Annotated in this window: 19 protein-coding genes; 10 read left to right on the forward strand and 9 right to left on the reverse strand. The window is 58.7% G+C overall.

Annotation, left to right across the window (positions count from 1 at the left end; all coding sequences use genetic code 11):
* Positions 1-194 precede the first annotated feature (194 nt).
* The 6 genes from ACYU70_RS04995 (at position 195) to ACYU70_RS05020 (ending at position 7,366) form a co-directional block, all read left to right on the forward strand.
* The gene (locus ACYU70_RS04995) at positions 195-965 is read left to right on the forward strand and encodes a DUF1573 domain-containing protein (protein WP_460615907.1); all 771 of its coding nucleotides are present in this window, start codon (positions 195-197) and stop codon (positions 963-965) included.
* Between the two features lie 227 nt (positions 966-1,192).
* Positions 1,193-2,182, forward strand: a complete 990-nt coding sequence (locus tag ACYU70_RS05000) for a sulfatase-like hydrolase/transferase (protein ID WP_342299187.1) — start codon at positions 1,193-1,195, stop codon at positions 2,180-2,182.
* A 105-nt stretch (positions 2,183-2,287) separates the two neighbouring features.
* Complete coding sequence (locus ACYU70_RS05005) at positions 2,288-3,376, forward strand: hypothetical protein (RefSeq protein ID WP_342299189.1); 1,089 nt, start codon at positions 2,288-2,290, stop codon at positions 3,374-3,376.
* An 89-nt stretch (positions 3,377-3,465) separates the two neighbouring features.
* On the forward strand, positions 3,466-3,987 hold the full coding sequence (locus ACYU70_RS05010) for a VOC family protein (RefSeq protein ID WP_342299190.1): 522 nt from the start codon (positions 3,466-3,468) through the stop codon (positions 3,985-3,987).
* A 99-nt stretch (positions 3,988-4,086) separates the two neighbouring features.
* Positions 4,087-5,214 carry an alanine dehydrogenase gene (ald, locus tag ACYU70_RS05015; protein ID WP_342299191.1) on the forward strand — a complete coding sequence of 376 codons (1,128 nt, stop codon included), beginning with the start codon at positions 4,087-4,089 and terminating at the stop codon, positions 5,212-5,214.
* Positions 5,215-5,455: 241 nt separating this feature from the next.
* Positions 5,456-7,366, forward strand: coding sequence for an LTA synthase family protein (locus ACYU70_RS05020; protein ID WP_342299192.1), 1,911 nt, complete (start codon positions 5,456-5,458; stop codon positions 7,364-7,366).
* A 44-nt stretch (positions 7,367-7,410) separates the two neighbouring features.
* On the opposite strand, the gene ACYU70_RS05025 is transcribed toward ACYU70_RS05020, so the two are convergent.
* The 5 genes from ACYU70_RS05025 to ACYU70_RS05045 form a co-directional block, all read right to left on the reverse strand.
* Positions 7,411-8,742, reverse strand: coding sequence for a TolC family protein (locus tag ACYU70_RS05025; RefSeq protein WP_342299194.1), 1,332 nt, complete (start codon positions 8,740-8,742; stop codon positions 7,411-7,413).
* Positions 8,732-9,961 carry an HlyD family secretion protein gene (locus tag ACYU70_RS05030; protein WP_342299196.1) on the reverse strand — a complete coding sequence of 410 codons (1,230 nt, stop codon included), beginning with the start codon at positions 9,959-9,961 and terminating at the stop codon, positions 8,732-8,734. Before ACYU70_RS05030 ends, ACYU70_RS05025 begins: the two co-directional genes overlap by 11 nt.
* On the reverse strand, positions 9,936-12,350 hold the full coding sequence (locus ACYU70_RS05035) for an ABC transporter transmembrane domain-containing protein (RefSeq protein ID WP_342299198.1): 2,415 nt from the start codon (positions 12,348-12,350) through the stop codon (positions 9,936-9,938). Before ACYU70_RS05035 ends, ACYU70_RS05030 begins: the two co-directional genes overlap by 26 nt.
* Before the next feature lie 64 nt (positions 12,351-12,414).
* Complete coding sequence (locus tag ACYU70_RS05040; protein WP_342299199.1) at positions 12,415-13,578, reverse strand: serine/threonine-protein kinase; 1,164 nt, start codon at positions 13,576-13,578, stop codon at positions 12,415-12,417.
* Between the two features lie 205 nt (positions 13,579-13,783).
* Entirely contained in the window at positions 13,784-13,942 is a 159-nt protein-coding gene (locus ACYU70_RS05045; protein ID WP_342299201.1) for a hypothetical protein, read from the reverse strand.
* A 648-nt stretch (positions 13,943-14,590) separates the two neighbouring features.
* Between ACYU70_RS05045 and ACYU70_RS05050 the strand changes: the two genes are divergently transcribed.
* The gene (locus tag ACYU70_RS05050) at positions 14,591-14,887 is read left to right on the forward strand and encodes a hypothetical protein (protein WP_342299203.1); all 297 of its coding nucleotides are present in this window, start codon (positions 14,591-14,593) and stop codon (positions 14,885-14,887) included.
* A gap of 141 nt (positions 14,888-15,028) precedes the next feature.
* Here ACYU70_RS05050 and ACYU70_RS05055 read toward each other — a convergent pair whose 3' ends face one another.
* Positions 15,029-16,642, reverse strand: a complete 1,614-nt coding sequence (locus ACYU70_RS05055) for a T9SS type A sorting domain-containing protein (RefSeq protein WP_460615908.1) — start codon at positions 16,640-16,642, stop codon at positions 15,029-15,031.
* Between the two features lie 881 nt (positions 16,643-17,523).
* On the reverse strand, positions 17,524-17,985 hold the full coding sequence (locus ACYU70_RS05060; RefSeq protein WP_342299246.1) for a type I restriction enzyme HsdR N-terminal domain-containing protein: 462 nt from the start codon (positions 17,983-17,985) through the stop codon (positions 17,524-17,526).
* Positions 17,986-18,105: 120 nt separating this feature from the next.
* On the opposite strand from ACYU70_RS05060, the gene ACYU70_RS05065 reads away from it, so the two are divergent.
* Together ACYU70_RS05065 and ACYU70_RS05070 are read left to right on the forward strand one after the other, a co-directional pair.
* Positions 18,106-18,876, forward strand: coding sequence for an AMP nucleosidase (locus tag ACYU70_RS05065; RefSeq protein WP_342299207.1), 771 nt, complete (start codon positions 18,106-18,108; stop codon positions 18,874-18,876).
* 167 nt (positions 18,877-19,043) lie between these two features.
* The gene (locus ACYU70_RS05070) at positions 19,044-20,711 is read left to right on the forward strand and encodes an amidohydrolase (RefSeq protein WP_342299209.1); all 1,668 of its coding nucleotides are present in this window, start codon (positions 19,044-19,046) and stop codon (positions 20,709-20,711) included.
* A gap of 71 nt (positions 20,712-20,782) precedes the next feature.
* Here ACYU70_RS05070 and ACYU70_RS05075 read toward each other — a convergent pair whose 3' ends face one another.
* The gene (locus ACYU70_RS05075) at positions 20,783-21,313 is read right to left on the reverse strand and encodes a DinB family protein (protein ID WP_342299211.1); all 531 of its coding nucleotides are present in this window, start codon (positions 21,311-21,313) and stop codon (positions 20,783-20,785) included.
* A gap of 84 nt (positions 21,314-21,397) precedes the next feature.
* Complete coding sequence (locus tag ACYU70_RS05080; RefSeq protein WP_342299213.1) at positions 21,398-22,825, reverse strand: MFS transporter; 1,428 nt, start codon at positions 22,823-22,825, stop codon at positions 21,398-21,400.
* A gap of 229 nt (positions 22,826-23,054) precedes the next feature.
* On the opposite strand from ACYU70_RS05080, the gene ACYU70_RS05085 reads away from it, so the two are divergent.
* Positions 23,055-23,867: a DUF5602 domain-containing protein gene (locus ACYU70_RS05085; protein ID WP_342299214.1), complete on the forward strand. Its 813-nt coding sequence runs from the start codon at positions 23,055-23,057 to the stop codon at positions 23,865-23,867.
* Positions 23,868-23,986 lie beyond the last annotated feature (119 nt).

The following is a 23,986-nucleotide window of genomic DNA, read 5'->3' on the forward strand; positions in this document are numbered from 1 at the left end:
CCGGGGCCGTGGGGCAAAAATACGGAATCGGGGCCGGGTGGGTGGCGTGGCGGGGTTTGGCCGTATATTTGGGGTACAATGGTAGTAAGTATTCCGTGCTGATTGTCAGCCCGGGACTGTTGCCAGCGGCTTTCTTTTTCTACTTCAAAACCGCCCGCCCCGGCATTTGATTACCGGCTCAGGGTTTAGAAATCATGAAGAAACTCCTTACTATTTGCCTGCTGGCTTTGGCCGGCGCGGCCCACGCCCAGGGCGTGATGCAGTTTTCGACCGACAACCACGACTTCGGCAACGTGCCCGAGGGCACGATGGCCACCTACGAGTTCAAGTTCAAAAACACTGGCAACCAGCCCGTGGTCATTGCCAACGTGCAGGCCAGCTGCGGCTGCACTACCCCGGACTGGACCAAAACCCCAGTGCTGCCCGGCAAGATGGGCGTCATCAAGGCCATGTACAGCAGCGCCGGCCGCCCCGGCGTGTTCAACAAAACGGTGACCGTGACCAGCAATGCCACCGAGGCCAGCAAGGTCCTCAGCATCAAAGGCACGGTGCTCACCAAAGACCAGATTAAGCCCACGCTCACGCCGGCCCAGTTGGCCGCCTCGCCGCATCTGGTGCTGGACCGCAGTGCCCACGATTTCGGCAAAATGGAGGCCGGCCAGCAGCCCACCGCCCGCTTCACGGTGAAGAACACCGGCAAAACTGAGCTCGTGCTTGGCGCGCTGTCGTCGGGCTGCTACTGCGTGGGCTATAAGAACAACCCCGCCCCCATCGCGCCCGGCCAGAGCGAAGTGGTGGAACTGCTCTACAGCCAGCGCCAGCTCGGGCAAGTGAGCGACGCCGTGACCATCAGCTCCAACGACGTGAGCGGCGACGCCAAAATCACGCTCAAGGCCAACATCGTGCGCGACCTCAGCGGCAACAGCATGGTGAAGGAAAGCGGCACGGCAGTTCCGTTTAAGTAAGGACTGGTTTCCAGATAGCCTATAAACGGGCTCCGACAGCCGACCAGCACAATACAGTGCTGGCCGGCTGTCGGAGCCCGTTGCTATTTCAGGGATGTTGGTCCAACTGCTTCAAACTGGATAGCAAGAGCCTTTCGTGCTTTTACCTGGACTGCCGCAGGCGGGCTCTTTTTAATAGATTTAATATATTATAATGTATATTTATATGTTTTATTTCGTTAAGCGCCATGGCTTTCTTTGCACCTGTTGGGCGGCGAAGCCGCTTTCTCACAGCCCCTGGTTGGCTGAAATACGTGCTTGGCGGGTTGCTACTGCTGCTCATTGTGGTGGGTGTGGCTCCGGCCCCAACCAAGAAGCGCCTGCGTACTAAAAACGTCATTATTGTCGTCATCGACGGTCCGCGCTACTCCGAGACGTGGGGCAATATTCCGGGCAACATTCCTAATATGTCAGGCAGCCTCAAGTCCCGGGGCGTGTTTTTTCCCGCTTTTTATAACAAGGGGTACACTTATACCAACTCCGGGCACACGGCCCTGACCACGGGCATCAACCAGCCCATTGATAACTACGACAAGGAATTTCCGCAGCAGCCCTCCATCTTTCAGCTGTGGCGCAAGGCCACGGGCAAGCCTGCCACGGCCGCCTGGCTTATCACCAGCAAGGACAAGCTGTACATTCTGGCCAATACACTCAACCCCGAGTGGAAGGACCAGTACCCGCCTTCCATCGACTGCGGCATCAGCGGCCCGGGCACCGGCTACCGAGCTGATTCTCTAACCTTAATAGCCGTTAAGCGCATTCTAACGCAGTACCAGCCCAACCTGGTGCTCATCAATTTTATGGAGCCCGACGGCTACGCCCACGCTGGCAACTGGCCCAACTACATTCGGGGCATCAACCGCGATGACCGGTATGTGGAGCAGCTCTATGAGTTTCTGCAGAAGAACAAAGCCTACCGCAACAACACGGCGCTGTTCGTGACCAACGACCATGGCCGCCACCTCGACACCGTGCCCCCCGGCTGGACCGAGCACGGCGATGGCTGCGAGGGCTGCCGCCACATCAGCCTGCTGGCACTGGGGCCGGATTTCAGAAAAGGCCGCACTGTGAAGGATACCTGCACCCTGGTCGACGTGCCGTCCACTGTGGCTTATATGATGGGTATTCCCTTCGCCCAGGGCCAGGGCAAGTCGATTGATGCGCTTTTTAAGCGTTGATAATCTAGCCGTTTGACCTGTTTCAGGTTGAGCCGTATTTGCTCCGGTTGATTGCATCGCCAGGCCGGTTGACTTTAAAGGGCCGCCTCACGTTGGCCCGCTGCCGTGATGATTTCGCTGCTGTTGGTTCTGGTTTGTTACGGCCTGCTGCTGGGGCAGCCGGCGTTGGCACCGGCTGGATGGCCGGCACAGGGGCAGGCCTACGCCGGCGATAATCCCTTCTTTACCAGCGAAGAAATCGTCGAGCTCACGCTCTCGCTGCCGCTGGAGCAGGTTCTGAAAGACCGCGGCGCTAGTCCCAGTATCCACCCGGCCCTCATCACCTACCGCGATGCCAAGGCCACCCTGCAAACGCTGGCCGTGCAGGTGCAGGTGCGCGGCAATCGGCGCAAAGACCCCAACGTGTGCGACTTCCCGCCGCTGCTGGTAAAGTTTCCACCGCCCAACGGGCACACCGCCCTATTCGGGCCCGTAGCCGAGCTGAAACTGACCACCCACTGCCTCTCCGACGAATACACCCTGCGGGAATACCTCGTGTATAAGCTCTACAACGCTCTGACGGACTTCAGCTACCGGGTCAGGCTATGTCGCATCACCTACCGCGACGACAGCGGCCGGGGCAGCACATCGGTGCACTACGGCTTCTTTTTGGAAAATACCGAGGCGATGGCGCGGCGCAACCAGGCCAAGGTGGTGCCGAAGCCCTTGTTCATCGGCATGGACAACCTGGACCAACCGGCCACGGCCACGATGGTCATGTTCCAATACATGATTGGCAACACGGATTGGTCGGTGCCCTACCGGCACAATATCCGCCTGCTGGCCCGCAGCCTGAGTACCCCGCCAATACCGGTGACCTTCGATTTCGATTACAGCGGATTGGTGAATGCCCCCTACGCCGTGCCGCCGGAGCAGCTCGGCATCACGTCGGTGCGGCAGCGACTGTATCGGGGCTACGACTTCCCGCCGGAGACGTATGCCGCCATTCGCGACCTTTTCAATGCCCGGCGCACCGCGCTCTACAACGTGTACCTGGCCTGCCCCTACCTCAGCCGCAATGAGCAGGAATTTGCCACCCACTATTTAGATGGGTTCTATAAAGTCCTCAACGATTCCAAAGACTTTGAGCGCCAAATCGTGCGAGTGGGGCGGCAAAACGAACGAAAATACACCCATATCAGGGGCTTCGACTGACTGGAAGCCCTGCCAATTTGGCGGGGCTTTTTTTGGAGCGATTTTGGATTGATGTTGGTACATTAATTTTATTAATTACCCTCTTCATCATGGCAAACGAAACCAGCAGCGCCGCTTCTGAAGCCAGCGCCCCCTACGTAGTGCCGGCGCAAACGCGCATCGGCCACATCCATTTGCAGGTCACTGACATCGACAAAGCTCTGGGCTTTTACCGCGACATTCTGGGCTTCCAGGTGGTGCAGCGCTTTGGCAATCAGGTGGCGTTTATTTCGGCCGGCGGCTACCATCACCACATCGGGCTCAATACTTGGAACAGCTTGGGCGGCCCACCCGCCCGCAAGCAGGGCGCGGGGCTGTACCACACGGCCATTCTCTACGCCACGCGGGCCGAACTGGCCGGCGCGCTTAAGCAATTGGTAAAAGCCAATTACCCCATCACCGGCTCGGCCGACCACGGCGTGTCAGAAGCCATTTACCTCGACGACCCCGATGGCAACGGGGTGGAGCTGTACTGGGACCGGCCGCGCGAGCAGTGGCCCATGACGGCCAACGGCGAAGTGCAGATGTACACCCGCGCCCTCGACCTGAACGCGCTGCTGGCGGAAGCATAAGCTGAACCAAATCTTGGCGTACCGGGTAGTACCCCCGCGCCCTATCTTTGCGGCTCGAAAGCTCACCTCCCCCACTCCATCACTTCCCCCCATTCGCTCATGATTATTGGCGTTCCTAAGGAGATTAAAAACAATGAAAACCGCGTGGGCCTCACGCCCGCCGGCGTAGCCGAATTGCGCAAGCATGGCCACAACGTGCTGGTGCAACACACCGCCGGCGAAGGCTCGGGCTTCTCGGACGAGGAGTACCAGACCGCCGGCGCGACCATCCTGCCCACCATTGCCGACGTGTACGGGCAGGCCGAGATGATTATCAAAGTGAAGGAGCCGATTGCCGAGGAGTATCCGCTCATCAAGGAAAACCAACTGCTGTTCACGTACTTCCACTTCGCCAGCGGCGAGGAGCTGACCCACGCCATGATTGAGCGCAAGGCCATCTGCCTGGCTTATGAGACGGTAGAGCTCAGCAACCGCGCCCTGCCCCTGCTCATCCCGATGAGCGAAGTGGCCGGCCGCATGGCCCCGCAGGAAGGTGCCAAGTACCTGGAGAAACCCCTGAAAGGCCGTGGCATTCTGCTCGGCGGCGTACCCGGTGTGAAGCCCGCGAACGTGCTCGTACTGGGCGGCGGCGTGGTAGGCACCCAGGCTGCGAAAGTGGCCGCCGGTCTCGGCGCACAGGTTACCATCATGGATATCAGCCTGAACCGTCTGCGCGAGCTCGACGACTTCATGCCTAAGAACGTGGTGACGCAGTACTCGAACGAGTACAACATCCGCGAAGCCATCAAAACCTCGGACCTGATTGTGGGCGCGGTGCTGATTCCCGGCGCGAAGGCCCCGCACCTCATCACCCGCGACATGCTGAAGACCATGCGTCCCGGAACCGTGGTAGTGGATGTGGCTGTGGACCAGGGTGGTTGCATCGAAACCTGCCACCCCACCACCCACGAAAACCCGACTTTCATCATCGACGACGTGGTGCATTACTGCGTGGCCAATATGCCCGGCGCGGTGCCCTACACCTCGACCCTGGCCCTGACCAACGCCACCCTGCCCTACGCCGTGAAACTAGCCAACCAGGGCTGGCAGGAAGCCTGCCGCCGCGACGAGGCCCTGCGCCTCGGCCTGAACGTGGTGCACGGCGAGGTAGTCTACAAAGGCGTAGCCGAAGCCTGGGGCCTGCCCTTGGTGAACGTGGAAACCGTGCTGGAACTGGCTGCGGTATAGGCAACTGCAACGGGGCCTGTCATTGCGAGTGGTGCGCAGCGCAACGCGGCAATCCGTCCCTCAAAGCACTAAGCCCTGAGATGTGAAAAGCCCCGACGCCTGCAACGGCGTCGGGGCTTTTCGCTACTATGTGTGAATTAAAAACATTTGTGAATCCTTGTCACGAAAATTGGCTGGTTGCGCTTTGAGGACGGATTACCGCGTTCCGCTGCGCTCCACTCGCAATGACAACATAATTTAAATGCTTCCCTCCCCTGCTATCCGCCTGCTGCTGCGTCGCTTTGCGCTGCTGCTGGCCGTTTATACGCTGCTTCGCCTGGGTTTTTACTGCCTTAATCTGGTCACGTTCCGGGGCATTGCGCCGGGGGCGGTGGCGCAGGCATTCGTACACGGGCTGCGGTTCGATATTGCCGCGCTGCTGTGGCTGAATTTGCCGCTGGTGCTGCTGTCGCTGCTGGTGCCGGTGGAGGCACAGCGCGGGCAGCAGTGGCTGCGCGCGCTTTTTGTGCTGCTGAACGTGCCAGGGTTCCTGCTCAATATCATTGATTGGGAATACTTTAAGTTCATCGGGCGGCGGCTGAGCAACGAGTGGAGCACCATCGGCCATGACATTGCCCAGCAGGCTGGCCAGATTGGCCTGCACTACTGGTACCTGGCCATTCCGCTGGCAGGGCTGGTGTATGTGCTGTGGCGGCTGTGCCCCATGCCCACGCTAACTGAGCAGGTTGCTTCGGCCGGCCGCTGGGGTTGGGTGCAGCGCACCGCGGAGTTTATGCTGGTGGTGGGCCTGGTGGTGCTGGGCCTGCGTGGCGGCTGGCAGCTCAAGCCGCTGCGCACCGGCATTGCCTTCGAGCAGCAGCCCGCCGTGCTCGGCCACCTGGCGTTGAACAGTACGTTCACGGTGCTGAAATCCTTCGATGAAGTGCAGATTGACCGGGTGGGGTATTTTCCGACTGCTACGGCGTTGCGGCCGGCTATGAGCGCCGCCTTGCTGCCCGCCCGAGCCGCCGCGCCCTCCCCGCCCGACAACGTGGTGGTACTGCTGATGGAAAGCTTCGGCTCGGAATACAACGGCGTGGAAAACGGCGGCCAGGGCAGCTTCACGCCGTTTTTCGATTCACTGGCCGTCGCCCCCGGGGCGCGGCTCATGCGCGAGAATTATGCCAACGGCCGCCGCTCCATCGAGGCGCTGCCGGCCGTGCTGTCCGGTCTGCCTTCGCTGATGGATGAGCCGTTTATCACCTCCAGCTTCCAGACCGCGGAGCTGCACGGGCTGGGCGAAATTCTGGGCCGCCACGGCTACAACACGGCCATGTACCACGCCGGCTCCAACGGCACCATGGGCTTCGATATGTTCGCCGGCATTGCCGGAATGCAGCACTACTACGGCCTGAATGAGTACCCCGGCGGGGCCGCCAGCCCCGACTATGACGGCCATTGGGGCATTTTCGACGAGCCTTATCTGCAATACTTCAACCGCCAGCTCACGGCCACCAAACAGCCGTTTATGGCCACGTTGTTCACGCTCAGCGCGCACGAGCCATTCTCACTGCCGAAGCAGTACCAAGGCAAATTCCCGGTGGGCACGCAGCCCATTCATCCCACCATTGCCTACGCGGACATGGCGTTGCGGCGCTTTTTCGCGGCGGCCAGCCGGGAGCCGTGGTACGCGCACACGCTGTTCGTGCTCACGGCCGACCATACGTCGCAATCAGACCGTGCCGGCTACCAAAACCCGCTGGGCGTGCACAAAACGCCGCTGCTGTTTTTCCGCCCCGGCCAGCCGCTGCCGGCCGCCAACCCGCACCGCATCAGCGAGCAGGTCGATGTACCTGCTTCTGTACTTGATGTGCTGGGCCTGGCGCAGGAGCAGCCAGCGCTGCTGCCCTTCGGCTCTTCGGTGTTTGATGCAGCCAGCCCGGGCCGCGCCATATTCCGCGACGGCGACTCGTATTACCTCGTGCATTCCGATTTCGTAGCCGAGCTGACCAATAAGAACGAAGTGCACCTTTACCCCTACCAGACCCATTTCATTCCCAATGAGCCCGTCGCCAAGCCCGACCCGGCATTGGTGAAAAAATACGGCGATGAGTTGCGCGCCTGCGTGCAGTTCTACGTGAATGGGCTGCTGGACAACCGGCTGTATAAGTAACAGCCGCGCATTGCTTGGTAAATTCGGTTTTTCGCTTTTATAATTCACAACGCCATGGGCAGGCCTTTGTAAAAGTCGACGAGTCTGGAGCGCAAAATCAACTCATATTTTGCTCTGAATAGATTAGTTTGTGCGCTTAGATAAACTGTTTTAGTTTGGTTAAGCTCGAATACGGAGATGGTACCGAATTCGTATTTTAAATTATCGGCTTCGTAGCTTTTACGAGCAAACTCTTCGGCTTTTTGGGCGGCATTCCAGCTTTGGCTGGCGGCCTCGGCATCGTACACGGCTTGTTGCACAACCTTGGTTAAGCGGTTGCGCTCAATGTCGGTATCAAGCATGCCCTGCTGGTAGCGCAGACGGCTTTGCCGGATAAGCAGATTATTGCGAAAGCTATTAAATAGCGGGATTGATAATACCAGCCCCGTCCCGTAGTACATATTGTTATTTATCTGGTTGCTGAAATTGTATTCCAGATTGGTATTGCTATAATCGGAGCCCAGGGAGCCGGTTAGTTGCAGGGACGGGTATTTATCAGCCCGGGCCACGGCAATCTGGTGGTAGAGCCGGGCCGCATTATGCCGCTTCGCCACCAGGGCCGGCTGGGTTTCGACGGCCTGCGCTACTTCCTCCCGGGCGGGTGTTTGGAAGTCGATATTTGATAGCGTATTGCCCGATAATGGGCTAATAACGATGTCTTCTGTGGGCTGCGCGTTGATGAGCTGCCGCAGGTCCAGGTACGCCAGGCTTAGCTCGTTTTGGCTGGTAACTACATTTAACTGCTCGGTGGCCTGCTGCGACTGCAGCTTAAACAATGCGCTGGCCGGCACCCGGCCCGCACTGAGCTTGAGCCGGGTCAGGCTCACCAGATGCTCGCTTAATTTGACTTGCTGCTGCTGGCTTTTAATTAATTCCAGCAAATAATTAATGCGAATATAGACCAGCGCGACATCGACCATTATTTCGTTTTTAATGGCCTGCGTCTGATTAGTATTTTGCTCAACCTCCTGCTTGGCCGACTTAATGGCATTAGCCGTTTTGAACCCCTGAAATAGATAAACCGATGAATAGGCGGTGCCGCTCACCGAATTATATTGGCTATTAATGAAATTATTGGTGAGCGGGTCGATGCTGCGTCCTACTGAATTGCTATTGCGCACCTGCCCGTTGAGCGTAGGCAATATGTCAGCTTTTTTCAGTTTGAGCTGCACGGTGGCGGCTTCCCAGTCGAGCAGCGCCCGCTTGAGCTGCAAATTCTGCTGAAAGGCCCGCTCTACACAATCGGCATATGCCAGCACGGTCTGACCATGGCCGGGCCGGGCAATAATCAGGAGCAGCAAAAGCAGCGAGAAAGCGGCCCGATGATTAGGTTTCATTGTAGTTGTCAAGTTTGTCAAACAACTTTTTTACGGCGTACCGCAGCAAGGTATACTTGGCGGTAATTATCTCGCCTTTAAGTTTATATCCAGCTTTCAGCGGAAAGCGGGGCCGGCCGGTGAGTTGGACGATGGTGTAAAAATGGTCTTCCACATTGGCCGGGGAAATGAAGGAGACGCGGCCGTGAATGGCGCCATACTGGTAATAGTAATAGGCGTTGATTTTCAGGTTTACGGCCTGGCCGGTGCGCACGAAGGCCATCTCGCGCTCGGGCAGTATCACCTTGGCGTAGAACTGTTCCTGCTGCGGGGCGATGACGGCCAGGGGCTGATTGCGGTCCAGCAGCTCGGTTTTTTGCCGGTCGTTGTAGAGGTTGATGATGTGGCCGGCCACGGGGGCCCGCACAATGAGCTGGTTGGCAACATCGCCTAACACCACGGCCGTGTTGCGGGCGCTGGCCAGTTGGGAGCGCAGGTCCAGCAGTTCGCGCTGCTTGCTTTGCTCGTCCTGTTGCAGCGTGTTCAGGTCAATGTTGAGGCTGGCAACCTGCTGCCGGAAATTCTGGAGCAGCGTGGTCTGGTAGGCGCGTTTCTGCTCGTAGGTGGCGCGGGTTTCGGAGGCTTCTTTGCGTTTGAGCAGGCTGCGGCTTTTCGATTCTGAGGCTTCCACGCGGGAAAGGGCGTGGCGGGCATACAGAATTGAATCGGACCGGTACTGGTCCCGGGTCATGGCGTTTTGCTGCCGGGCATAGCCAGTGGCGGCGGCCAGGGTGTGCAGTTCCCGCTGGTTCTGCTGGAGGTCGGCGGCATAAATCTGATGAAACAGGGTGCGCTGCTGCTCAATGGCCGCGCGGCGCTCGCGGGTGTAGGCCAGCATGCGCTCGGCCACCGCAATTTTGTTCTCGATGAGCCCCACCTCCTGCCGCGTGGTGGCGTAGTCATATTGCACCTTCTTGTTTTCCAGTACGAAAAGCGTGTCGCCTTGCCGCACGTTGTCGCCTTCGCGCACCAGCACTTTCACAACGTGCACATCGGTGGGCGTCCGAATAACCGACTGCGGATTGCGGGAGTAAATCTCGCCTTCCTTAAAGTCGATGGTTTCGTTAATGTGCATGAAAATCAGCAGGCCAATGGAGATGACCAGAAAGCCAACCAGCAGGCCGCCAAACACCTGGATGAGCCGGGTGGCCATGTTAGGCCGGTACGACAAGGGTTCCATTTTCGAGGGAAAAATGCTTGGTGAACTGGATGTAATCGATGTTCTCGTGCGAAATCACAATCAGGATTTTGCTAGTGAACTCGTTGAGCAGGTATTCAATCTGCTTGCGCGAGGCCGCGTCAATTCCGGAAAGCACTTCGTCGAGAATCACCACATCGGCGGCCGAAAACAGCGCGCGCAGCAGCAGTATCTTTTTGCGCTGGCCGGTGGATAGGTTGCGGCCGTTTTCATTGATGAGAAAGCCCAGGGCTTCCTCTTTTGAGGCGATGAACTCGTAGAGGCCAATTTTGCGGGCCATGTGCAGGATGCGCTCCGGCGACACGTCGCGGCCGAAAGCAATGTTGAATTCGATGGTGTCGTTGAATAAAATGTCCTCGTTGGTCACCAGCACCAGCTTGTCCTTCACTTTTTCGGTGGCGTAGAAGCGGCTGTCAATGTCGTTGAGCAGCATGCGGCCGGCGGCGGGCTCGTAGAGGCCGGTCAGGACCTTGCTCAGGGTGGTTTTGCCGGAGCCGTTCCGGCCTTCGATGCGGATTTTGTCCCCGCTCACCGCCTCAAACGAGAGGTTGTGCAGCACCAGCTGCTGCGGGTTGTAGCCAAAGCCCAGCTCGCACATTGCCAGGCTGTTTACCGAAAAATCCTCGATGCCCCGGGCCGCAGAGGTAGCCGCTGGCGCTTCCTCAAAATCGAGATAGCGGCGCAGAACCACCTCGTTTTCCTGCAGCTCCAGGTTTTCGGACAGGATGCCGCGCAACGACGAGAACACCCGCTCCGAGAGAGCAATGAAGGTGATGATTTGGCCCAGCGAAATGGCGTTGTTGAGGATGGCCTTTTTGGTGAGCACCACAATTATCAGCAGCGAGGCCAGCATGGTGATTATGGACACCACGGCCACGTTCACCAGGTCGACGTACTTGTTGCTTATCTGCACTTTAAGCAGCTGATTCACGATTTGCAGCAGCTTGCGCGAGTAGGTTTCCTCGATGCGGAACGACTTGAGCACCTGAATGCCGTCGAGCTTCTCAATCATTCGGGTGAAGAATTCGGACTTGCGCAGGAAGCGCAGCCGCTCGTTGCGCCGCAGCGTGGGCGTGACCAGCCGGAACCAGCCGTAAAAGGCCACCATCACCACGCAGATAACCAGGGTCAGCTTCGCATCGATGTAGAACAGAATGCCCAGCGAGTAGACCGACACGAAGACATCGACCAGAATGCTGGTGAAAAAGCGCAGGAAAAACCCCTTCAGCTTGAAGGCGTCGCTCATGCGCTCGGTCAGGTCGCCGCGCTTGAAAGATTGGATATAGGGCAACGAATACTGGTTCAGCTTTTCATCGAACCGCGTTAAGAAGTACTTATCCAGAATGTTGCCCATGTGAATGCCCACGAAGGACACATTGAGCCGGGTAGCCAGGTCGAAGAGTTTGAATACGCCCAGGCCAATGGCAAACACCACCAGCGTATTGAGCTGGTAGGACGGCAGCACGTAGTCAATCAGCACCTGGTTGATAAACACCGACAGCTGGGCCGTCATGGCCGAAAACAGGGCCGCGAAAATGTAGATGTACCAGATTTTGCGGTACTGGCCCAGCTCCTTCAGCAGGGTGAGGTAAGGGCTGGGTTCCGGCTGCGCGCCGGCGGGGCGGGTGGCCGGAGCCTTAGGGGCTATCTGGTCCGGCTTGGGGGGTAGCGGGGCCACGGTGAGCACCAGCGGGGCCTGCAGCATCATCTGGGTTTCGCTGTTTTTCAGGGCCCGGAAGTGCTTGGGCAGGGCCCCGGCTTCCTGGTTGAACAGCAGGTCGTGCAGGAAATTCTGCTCGGCCTCTTTGTCCTTCAGCCCAAAATTCTCCTTCAAATAAGAGAAGTAGCTGAGCTTGTTGAACAGCGTGCTGGCGTTGTTAGTGGTGAGCGCCTGCTCAATTCTCACGTCGTAGGGCAACAGCTCCTGGTTGCAGAGCACCATGAGCTTCTGCTCCATCTGCACCAGGTTCCAGTAGCTTTTGCTGAAGTACGCCATGTGCTTCAGCTCGGGCAACGTCACGTAGTATTCGTTAGCTTTAGCGGGGTCCAGCACCCGCAGCTTGGCCCCTCTTATTTTATCCACCACCACGTAGTGCAGCCCGTTTTCGTGCACGATGGGCATGATAAACGGAATCAGCTCCTGCCAGCCGGCCGGATTCGATTGCAGGTGGTTGATGTCGAGAATCCGCAGCAGGGCCGAGAACTCGTGCTGCTGCAGGAAATTCTGCAGGTCGGTCAGGCTTGAGCCCTGCTCATCCAGAAAGATATTCTGCTGGATGTACTTGCGGCTCACGTCCTGGTCGAAGATATTGAAGATGGTCTTCACCGCGCTGATGCCGCAATCGTTGTTTTTCAACTGACAGTCTACCATGGCGTTTCGAGAAAAATGGTGAAGATTCCGCCGCTGAATGCGGCATTCCGGCAGGCGCGGGCCGCTAGGGCGTTACTGCCAGGGCCGGCATTTCCACGGCGAGGGCCTGCTGCCAGGCGGCCAGCAGCTCCTGGCCGCTGGCATAGCGCGCCTGGGGGTCCTTTTGGAGCGCGTGCAACAGCACTTGCTCGTGCGGCACGGAGGGACTGAAATGCAGGCTAAAATCATAGGTCGCAATCGAGGCGGCCCGCTCTAGCCAAGTTTCGCCCGCAAAGGGCAGCTCCTTGTGGTAGAGCTTGAAAATAACGAGGGCAATCTGGTACACTTCGGCGCGGAAATCGGCCGCCTGCTTACTGAACTTATAGTTGTGCTGCTTAATGCGTTCCGGGGCCATGTAGGTGGGCACGCCGCCCCGACAGATGAGCTGCTCGCGCTCGGAAATGCCCACGCGGTACGCATAGCCAAAATCAATCATGGTTACCCGGTCGGCATCCACCACAAAATTGCGGGCATGGATGTCGCCGTGCACAATGCCGTGGCCATGCAGATGGGCCAGTGCCGACAAAATTTGCGTGGCCAGTTCCGTAGCGGTGGCCTCGCAGATGTTGACATTGCGGGCGGCCTCGGACAAGGATGCGCCCGGCAGATATTCCAGCACCGCGTAGTGGTACGGCTCGGTGTGGTAGGCATGCAGCAGGCAGATGCCAGGGTGCGCCGGCAGGGCGCGCATAATGTCGAACTCCTGCTGAAACTGCTCAAAGTCATCATCCAGGTGGGTATCGGGGCGGATGCTCTCCGGCTTGTGGGAAAACAGCTTCAGCACCACCGGCTGGCCGGTTTCGCCGTCGGTGGCCCGGTACACCTGCACGTCGTCGTGCAACGACAGCAATTCGGTAATCAGGTATTGGCCAAGCTGCGCGCCTGGCTCATAAAGCGCCGCTCGGGGCACCAGGTCTGCCTCCCCTTCCCTGCGCACCACGTCGAGGCGGTGCAGGTCTTTGAGAAACTTAGCCACCAACGGCTCAACCACCGCCGCGCTGGCCCCGGTTATGAGGGCCTGCAATCCGGTGGTCAGCTCCGGGGCCGTTTTGGGGGCATCCAGCAGGCCGATGAACGTGGCAATCGTCCGGTTAATTTTATACTCGTTTTTGAGGGTTTCGATGTAGAACTCATCTTCGTGCTCGCGCACGCTCACCCCTTGCGAAAGGTAAAATCTTTGAGCTTTCATAGGCGCAGAGGCTTGAAGTATGATTGCAGAAAAGGCGGTACAGGCGGGCGTGGGGCCAGAATCAATTGCGGCGCTTACCGCGACCCGGTAAGTAGGAAAAATCAAGAGCTGGAAAAACAGAATAAGTCCCGCTTTTCCAGCTCTTATTTTTCGCTAGTGCAATCCAATACAGTTACTGCCTCATATCAGATTGCGACACGCCGGCTTAGCGACGACGACGGCTGCTGCGACGACGACGGCTGCTGCTGCGGCGGGTGCTGCTGCTGCTGCTGCTGCGGCTGTAGTGGCGACGACGGCCACCACCAACGATTAACTCAACTTGCTGCATTTGCAGCTCGGACACGAGGTTATCTAGAGTAAGCATGACAGTAAAGGTTAGAATGTGGGAGAGATTTTGGGCAGCTGCTTATACAAATTTATATATACAAATTTATATTGTTAATAAGTCATCAAGTGATAATAATTACATTTTTTTCTAAAGCTGATGTGTACACACAGTCTAGATATGGCATATCTCCCTGTTTTACTACTTATAATTCAACTTTATAGTCGAGCAAATATTTATTATTTCATATAATCCTGGCATTGCAATTGCTTGCCTAATTTTAGACTATTCCGATACAGACCAGGTTCCCGCTATCAACTATCCGGTAAGTCAGCGACTTGCTTTTGCCAGTGCTTGAGGCATAATTCGCGGCGCTGAGCAAATAGAGCACAACCGTAAAAGCTATTGGGTCTGCTCGCCGGATTTCTGGCCGGTCCCAGCAAAAGCGCAAGCGTATGCGGAAATCAGGGTTACTGCCTGGAGTAGTTTTGGCCCTGCTGGCTGCTGGTGCATTTCATCAAGGGCCCATCTGCACCTAACCCTAACAAACCACCAACCATATAATCACCTTCATACTAATTACTTATATCCGAATCGAACCCGAATTTGCTTTCCCGCGTTAGAGGCAACTCAATTGCAGCGTTCTAAAACGACGCAGGCACTTTGTTTCACTAACCTATCGGTCCTATGAAAAAGCAACCCCTCGTTCTCGCCTTGTTCCTCGCCGTTTGTGGTTTCTCGGCCAACGCCCAAAGCAGCACCAGCACTACTACCACGCGCCAAACGACGGTGACGCCCGCCCCGGCCACGTACCCTACGGCTACGCCCGCGCCTGCGACTTCCACCACTACGGAATCGACCACGACCACCACTGACCCGGCTTCTACTACGGTAATTCAGGCAGCCCCCGCCCAAACTGCCATTCCCGCCGATACCAAGGTGAAGGATAAGCGCAACAAGACGAAAATAAAGCCGAAAAGATAGGGCCTTCTGCCCATCGTTTTCCATTTAAAAAGCCCGGTCGCAAGCAATTGCGGCCGGGCTTTTTGCATTACTGATTATCGGCGTGAAATGGCCTCAGTGGGCGGGAGAAGCTCCATGTGGGGCCTTGCCAATGATTGATTATTACCGGCGCAGCAGTTTGAGGTGTGCCTGGGCGTGCGCGCTGGTTAGGTGCAGCATGTAGACGCCGCTGGCCTGCATCTGGCGGGAGAAATCGAGCCGAAGGGTGGTGGCCCCGTTCAGAGCCGGGAGGGTCCCGCTGCTCACTTTCGCCCCGAGCGCCGACACCAATGTGTAGGAAACCTCGCCCTGCAAAGCCTCGGGCAACAGCAGGCTTACCTGGCCGTCCGACGGGTTGGGGTATGCATTCACCAACGCCGTCAACTCCGTATTGCCTGCGGTTTTGCGGGCCACGGGGGCCGGGCTGCCAGCGGAAGACGCGGCGGCGATGCGCGCCGCGCCATCAATCACATCAAAGGTGATGGTGTGCGGGGTGCCCGCGGTGCCGTCGGCCGCGTAGGACGTGGCGGTGAGGACATAGCTACCGGCCGCAGGGGTCCAGTCGGTATAGTCGCCCGCGCCGTTGTCGCCGAACAGCGCATATGGGACCAGAAATTCGGTCTGGCTCCAGGTCTGGGTGCCTCCAAGCTCAAACTCGACCCGGCCCACTGTAGCGGGATTGGTGTTGGCCCGGATGTTCAGATTGCGAGTGGGAAGCGTGGCCAGATTCAGCGTGGCCCCGTCTGTGAGGGCCATAAACTCGAAGCCGGTATTGGCGTTGACCAAGGTGTAGGTGATATGGCCGGGCGTAGTAGGCTCATTGATTACAGAGAAGGCGATTTCCAGCGGGGTGCCCGCGCAACCGGTGGCGGAGTACGGCTGGGCCGACAAGGACTCGTAGCGCCCCAGGGCCAGGGTATGGCCGAAGTAGTCGCCAGCGGCATTGTCGCCGAACAGCGTGTACGGGGCATAGAGCTCGGTCTGGCTCTGGCTGGTAGGCCCATGGAGGCTGAACACGACACTGCTGATACTACGGGCCGAGGTGGTATTGGCCCTCACGCTCAGGTTTTGCGTGGGCAGCGTGGCCAAATTGAGCACCATCCCGTTGGTGAGGGGCATAATGTCGGTATCGGTATCCGCATCGACCAGGGTGAAGCTGGTGACGGCTTGTTTGGCCCGTTTGATAACGATGGTCAGCGGAGCCGAGGTGCAGCCGTTCACCGTGAGCGTGAGGCTATAAGTGCCCGGCGGCAGATACGAGAACAGAAAAGAGTTTCCTCCGGACGGTTTGGGCGCATTCGGCGTGAGCTGGGCCGTGGCCCCCGCCGGCGGGTTCAGCACCTGAATAAAACCGGTGGTGGTGGTGCAGTTGGGCTGCGTTACCCTGACGTTGGCCAGCGTGAGCACCGGCGGCGCAGGAGCCGGATTGATGACGACGGTGTATGGCGCGGAAGTGCAGCCATTCACCGTCAGGGTCAGGCTATAGGTGCCCGGCACCAGGTACGAGAACAGGTAGGCATTGCCTCCAGACGGTTTGGGCGCGTTCGGCGTGAGTTGGGCCACGCTGTTAAACGGCGCATTCAGCACCTGAATAAACCCGGTAGGGATAGTGCAGGTAGGTTGCGTGACCGTGACGTTGGCGCTCGAAAGGACAGGCGGCGATGGGCAGGTGGTGGCCGTGGCGCTGGTGCCAGCGCTGGCCGCTGTGCCCAAGGGCATTACACGACCGAAACTCACCGTTGAAAATAATAAGACGGAGGCCAGCACCGCCAGCACCAGCCGTTGCCAACCGGCGGTGGGTTTCTGGTTTCGTTCGCAATTTATTGGCTCATACTTGCCGGGTGATACTACGCTGCCCCAGGGGGTTCCGGGGGCACTGGCACGTGCGATAATTGATTCATGTTTTTTCATGGCTATTGGCAAAAAAATGCGATGGGCAGAAAAGGTGCCGGGCAGCTGTTACACTGCCTATTAGCCGCAGCACAGCCCCAGGCGACGAGCCGGCACACCATTCTAAAATGCGGAGTCATTGGGTGCGCCGCTGCTTGGGCGCAATGCGCGGCCGGGCCGGCAGCGGGGCTACCGGGTGCAAGCGCATGGGGTGCTGCAAGTGCAGCACCAGCCGGAAGGGGAACCCGATTATCAAACGGTAGCCGGGAGTGGGGCTTCAATGCTCAAGGCGATGCGCGCAGGGCTTCAACGCCTGGTTCAGCGTACCCGCGGGCGGGTGCTGCGCGGCGGTATTTCGGAGTGAAGCAGGAAATACCCAGCCGCTTTTCAGGCCGTAAATCACGGCCTCATCATGGAATGAAAAGCCTGGCTATCCATCCCTAATTATATATTCTGCTGTCGGAAACGTGTAGTTAAGGTGACATAGGAATTATATTTTGAGGTGAACAAAAAATCATCCTACCGCTCAGCTTTCCCTCACCAAGCCACTACTGGCGCGTTGAAGCGCTTCTCCGGCAGGCAATCAAATATAACATATTATATATCATATACTAATAATATCCCTCACGCGCCACCATTAATAAAATGCTATGTACTACCCCCGCTTGAATTAACCCGAAGTACTGCTTGGCTAGCCGGATATACGGCTTCCTGCAAAGGCCTACAACCTACCGCCCCACCGCTGCCTCAAACGGCGGAATCTCCTCCAGTCGCTCGTTGGTCCGCGTCGCGAAATCGACCCGCCAGCAGTAGTGCACCAGGCCGTTGGTGAGCAGCAGCAGCGGTGCGCCGATGGTTTGGTTGTAGGTGGTGGCCTGCCGGGCCACGGCGGCATCAATCGCCACCGAGGGCGCTTTGCACTCCACCAGCAGCAGGGGCTGGCCGGCGGGGTCGAGGGCCAGCAGGTCGGTGCGCTTCTGGCGCTGGTTGTAGCGCAGGCCGCGCTCCAGGGCCAGCAGGCCGCGCGGGTAGCCCAGGTGGTTGATTAGATAGTGCACGACATGCTGGCGCACCCACTCCTCGGGCGTGAGCACGACGTGCTTGCGCCGCAGCCCATCCCAGATGAGTGGTTGATTTGTGGCCGATTGCGTAAGTTTGGCGTCGAAAGGCGGCAGGTCCAGGGCTTGCATCACCTCCAAAGGTAGGGGTCTGGTATCGAGTGACTGAGCAACTGAGTGGCTAAGTGACTCCGAAACGCATACCCTTTTCTCACTCCCGAACTTAGCCATCCCGCCACTCAAAACACTTTTATGAAGACCAAAGAAGAGATTGTCAACAACTGGCTACCGCGCTACACCGGCGTGCCGCTGAGCGACTTTGGGCAGTACATCCTGCTCACCAATTTCAGCAACTACGTGTACATGTTTGCCGAGCAGTTCGAGTGCGAAGTGCGCGGGCTGGACAAGCCCATGCAGACGGCCACGGCCAATGGCATCACCATCATCAACTTCGGCATGGGCTCGCCGATGGCGGCCACGGTGATGGATTTGCTGTCGGCCATCAAGCCCAAGGCGGCCCTGTTTCTGGGCAAGTGCGGCGGGTTGAAAAAGACCAAGCTCGGAGATTTGGTGCTGCCCATCGCGGCCATTCGCGGCGACGGTACTTCGGATGACTACCTGCCCAAGGAAATCCCGGCCCTGCCCTCATTCCGCCTGCAACGCGCTGTCTCGTCGATGATTAAAAAGCACGAGCTGGACTACTACACCGGCACGGTGTACACCACCAACCGCCGCGTGTGGGAGCACGACCAGGATTTTAAGGACTACCTGCGCCGCGTGCGCGCCCTGGCTGTGGACATGGAAACGGCCACCATTTTCGTGGTCGGCTTCATGAATGACATCCCGCACGGCGCGCTGCTGCTGGTGAGCGACAACCCGATGACCCCCGAAGGCGTGAAAACCTCAGAATCGGACTCGAAAGTGACCACCGATTTCGTGAAGCGCCACCTGCAAATCGGCATCGAGTCGCTGCAGGAGCTGCAGTTCTCGGGCGAGTCGGTGAAGCACATGCGCTTCGAGTAAGGGGCTCTTGATTTGACGACTCCGGAACGTCATGCTGAGCGAAGTCGAAGCATCTCTACCGTGAGAGTAATTCATTTACTGTTGCGGTAGAGATGCTTCGACTTCGCTCAGCATGACGTTCTTTTTTATTCTTTCTTACCAGAATTCTTCCGCTCAAAATTCTTCGTATGGCGCTCCGCTCCTGTTTCCATTTCCCCAAACTCGCCGCGCCGCTGCTGGCCCTCGCGTTGCTCAGCAGCTGCTCCGCGAAGCGCGAGGCCGTGGATTTGCTGGTTACCAACGCCACAGTCTACACCGTCGATTCGACCTTTTCTAAGGCCGAAGCCTTTGCGGTGAAGGATGGCAAATTTGTGGCCGTGGGGCCGGCGGCTGAGCTGAAAGCGAAGTACCAGGCGGCGCAGGAAGTGGACGCGGGCGGCAAGTTCATTTATCCCGGTTTTTACGACGCGCACTGCCATTTCTACCGCTACGCGCTGGCCCTGCCGAGCGCCGATTTGGTGGGAACAAACTCGTGGAAAGAGGTGATTCAGAAGCTACAGGAGAACCGGAAGAAATACCCGCAGGCTGCCTGGCTCACGGGGCGCGGCTGGGACCAAAACGACTGGCCCAGCAAGCAATTTCCAACCAAGGACACGCTCGACCAGCTGTTTCCCGACGTGCCCGTGCTACTGGTTCGCGTGGACGGCCACGCCGCACTGGTGAACCAGAAGGCGCTGGATTTGGCCGGTGTCACGGCCCGCACACCCATCAGCGGCGGCATTATTATGCGCGATGCGCAGGGCCGCCTCACCGGCCTTTTGGTGGACAATGCTACCCGCCTGGTGAGCAGCAAAATCCCCGACCCGGCCCCAGACGAAGCCGCCCAACTCCTGCTGCAAGCCCAGCAAAACTGCCTGGCCGTGGGCCTCACCAGCCTCGCCGATGCCGGCCTCGACAAAGCCAACATCGACCAGATGGCTGCCCTACAGCAGCAAAAGAAGCTCAAGCTGCGCCTCTACACTATGCTGAACCCGACGCCGGAAAATCGGGCATTTTATCTAAAAAATGGCCCGGTGCTGACGGACCAGCTCACCATCAATTCCTTCAAAGTGTACGCCGACGGCGCGCTCGGCTCGCGTGGGGCCTGCCTGGTGAAGCCCTATGCCGACCGGCCCAAGGAAACCGGCTTTCTGCTTTCGACCGAAAAGCAGTTCCGCGCCCTGGCCAAAGAGTTGGCCGCGTCGAAATTCCAGATGAATACCCACGCCATCGGCGACTCGGCCAACCGCATCATCCTCAATATCTACGGCGAGGCGCTGCACCGCCAGAAGGACCGCCGCTGGCGCATTGAGCACGCTCAGGTTGTCACCCCGGCCGACATGCCCAAATTTGGGCAGTTCGGCATAGTGCCCTCGGTGCAGCCTACCCACGCTACGTCGGATATGTACTGGGCCGGCGAGCGGCTGGGTGCTGAGCGCCTGAAAACGGCCTACGCTTACAAAGAGCTGCTGAAGCAATACGGCCAGCTGGCGCTGGGCTCCGACTTTCCGGTGGAGAACATCAACCCGCTGTTCGGCTTCCACTCGGCCGTGGCCCGGCAGGATGCCAAGAACTTTCCTAAAGGCGGTTTTCAGATGGAAAATGCCATTTCGCGGCCCGATGCCCTGCGCGGCATGACCACCTGGGCCGCCCACGCCGGTTTTGAGGAGAAGCGCAAGGGCCAGATTAAGCCCGGCATGCTGGCCGATTTCGTGGTGCTGGATACCGACTTGCTGACCGCGCCGAAGGAGAAATTGCGCGCTGCACAGGTGCTGCAAACGTGGATTGGCGGGGAGTCGGTATTTACCAGAAAATAGCAAAACGCTAACGCAGAACGGCCGGCTGAGCGATGCTCAGCCGGCCGTTCTGCGTTAAAAAATCCTGATGGCTAGCGCTGCGGGGCTTCGTCGGCCGAGCCGCCGTAGATGGCGGGCACGGGGATGTCGAGCAGGCGCAAGTACACCGAGAGCTGGCCCCGGTGGTGAATGAGGTGGTTGAGCACCATCACGCGGGCCACCATGATGCGGGGCATGGCCATGATGGTTTGCTCGCCGCGGCGCATGCTCCACATTTCCCAGAAGGTGGCGTCGTCGACGTCGGCCAGGGCCTGGCGCAGGGTTTCGCCGTTCAGGTCGAAGCGGCGCAGGACTTCGTCGGTGTGAGTGGGCGAAGGCGGAAAATGGCCGGCGGCCATGTCCGTTTCAGCGCCTTGCAGGCTGATTTGCAGGAAGCTCACCAGGTTGGCCATGTGCGAGGCCAGCGTGCCCAGCTTCATGCTTTTGGGGTGGGGCTGCCAGTCGAACTTATCGGTGGGGATGCGTTCGAGCAGGCGACGGGTGAGGGCCAGTTCGCGCTGGGCTTCCTGGGCCAGGGCGGCCTGCGGAGTGAGGCGGCTGGGGGCGGTGGTGGTTTCGCTCATTGGGTTGGGAACAAAAAAGAGAAAGAAGGTGAACGGGCTGATTGGTCGGCACCGGCTGCTAGACGCACCGGGCCGCCAATTACTTTACCGGCTCATCGGGGCACCCATTTCAGCGGCTGCCGAGGCGGGCGGTGGGCCAGGCAGAATTATCGGCCCCAGCGAATCTTCGCGCAGCTTCTTGCCGCGCAGCTGGAGCAGGAAATAAAGGCCCAGGATGAAGAACACAATCAGGGCCAGCAGGCTGTTGCGCATCGAGCCGGTGACCTGGTTGATAATGCCGAACGTAGCCGTGCCGATGACGATGCTCAGCTTCTCGGTCACGTCGAAGAAGCTGAAGAAGGCGGCCGAGTTGGGCGTGTTTTCGGGGATGATTTTGGAGTAGGTGCTGCGGCTCAGGCTCTGGATGGCACCCATGGTGAGGCCGATGACGGACGCCAGCGCGTAGAAGCTCCAGCCGGCCTGCACGAAGTAGCCAGCGATGCAAATCAACATCCAGATGAACACCGACCAGCTCAGCGCCCGCGTGTTGCCGATGCGCTCGGAGAGCTTGGCGAACAGGTAAGCGCCCGCGATGGCCACCACCTGGAGCAGCAAAATGGTGAGGATGAGCGCGCCCGATTCGAGGTGCAATTCATCGGTGCCGAAGAGGGTGGCCACGTACATCACCGTTTGCACGCCCATGTTGTAGGTGAAATAGGCGAGCAGGAATTTCTTCACGTTGGGCAGCTGCTTGAGCTGGTCCCACACCTTGCCCAGCTCGTGGAAACCGTTTAGCAGCCAGCCGCCTTTGGCTTCGGGGGCATCGGCGGGACGGCCGCGGTCGGGCGGCAGCGTGGCGAAGGGAATCTGGGCGAAGCCGGCCCACCACAGGCCAGTGAGCAGGAAGGAAAGCTGCGCGGCCCGCTCGGCCCCAATGCCGATTTTATCGTGGAACTGATTAATCACCAGGCAGGTCACCAGCAGGATAACCGAGCCTATGTAGCCCATCGAAAAGCCCTTGGCCGAGAGCGAATCAAACTTTTCCTCCGAACTGATTTCGGGCAAATAAGAATTATAGAACACGATGCTGCCCGAAAAACCCACCGTGGCCGCCACGAAAATGAACGTGGACAGCGTGAGCGTGGCCGGCGAGAAGAAGAACAGGCCCGCGCACGAGGCCGCCCCGATGTAGCAGAAGATTTGCAGAAATAGCTTCTTGCGCCCCGAAAAATCGGCCAGCGAGGTGAGGAAAGGGCTGACGATGGCAATGAGCAGGAATGACACCGAGATGGCGTAGTTCAGCAGCGACGAGCCGGGCACCATCATGCCTAGGAAGCTGACGGGGCTCTGGCCGCTGTCGGAGTGCGTAATCTGCTTGATGACGCTGGACCAGTAAATCGGGAAAATCGAGCTGGTGATGACCAGCGGGTACACCGAATTGGCCCAGTCGTAGAACGTCCAGCCGGTGGTGATGCGCTTGTTGTCTTTCTCGAAGCCTGGGGCGGCAGCGGAGGGAGTCGAAGTTGGGGTCATAAGTGGGCGCCGGGAATGTGTGGGGTTGCGCCGGGGAAGGTAACGGGTTTTTACGGCTCAGGTTGGGCCGGGCGGGAATACCGGAGGCCGGCGGGGCTCCGCCAGCGCCAGACCAGCCGGCTTTGTCCCCAGCCCGGAGGAGACTTTTCGGGGAGCGTGAATAAATATTCAATAATAACTATATTTAGACTGTGAGAGCAACGCAGCTCTTGCGCACATCCTCCCGTCTATGACTACATATCCCTCCCTCACCTTGGGCGGCTGGTGCCGCGCTATTGCGCTCCTGGCCCTTGGCATGCCGCTATTGCTGGCTTGCAGCAAAGACAGTGATTCGCCCACGCAGCCCGCCACCACCTACGGCACCTCCGTGACGATTGGCACCGGCGCGGCCCGCAGCTTTGTATCAGCTGATGCCAACGGCAAGCCCACCGAAATTGGCGTGGCCGTGAACGAAGCCGCCCTGGCTAGCCTGCCCACCACGCCGGCCACCGGCATCATGTACGACATGCCGTTGCCCGCCAACAACGCCACCTCCCAGATGCCATTCGACCACATTTCCTTCGACTGGAACCCCAACGGCCACGACCCGTCCCCCATCTACACCCTGCCGCATTTTGATGCCCACTTCTACATGCAGCCCATGGCCGCGCAGCACGCCATCACCCTCGACGACCCCAAGGGCGACATCTTCCCGGCCTCTAACAAGCTGCCCGCCGGCTACATCACGGCGCCCAACGTGGCGCCCGCCCGCACCATCCCCATGATGGGCCGCCACTGGGTAGACCCCACCAGCCCGGAATACACGCCGGGCACGGCCTTCACCCACACCCTCATCTACGGCACCTACGACGGGCACGTCACCTTCGTCGAGCCCATGTTTACCAAGGCCATTCTGGTGCCCGCCGTGAGCATCGAGCGCGACATCAAGCAGCCGGCCGTGTATGAGGTAACGGGCAAGTTCTTCCCCACCAAATACGTCATCCGCTACAACGCGGAGAGTAAGGAATACATCATTTTGCTGAAGGACATGGTGCTGCACTGAGGCGATATGCTACGGCTTTAGCGCCGCTCTGCCCAAGCTTTGGACGTTGGGCGGGGCGGCGCTTGCGTTTGTTTGAATAGGGAATATCGTGGATTGGGGCGGGGAAAGCGGTTATTGCC

Source organism: Hymenobacter segetis, assembly GCF_054776495.1.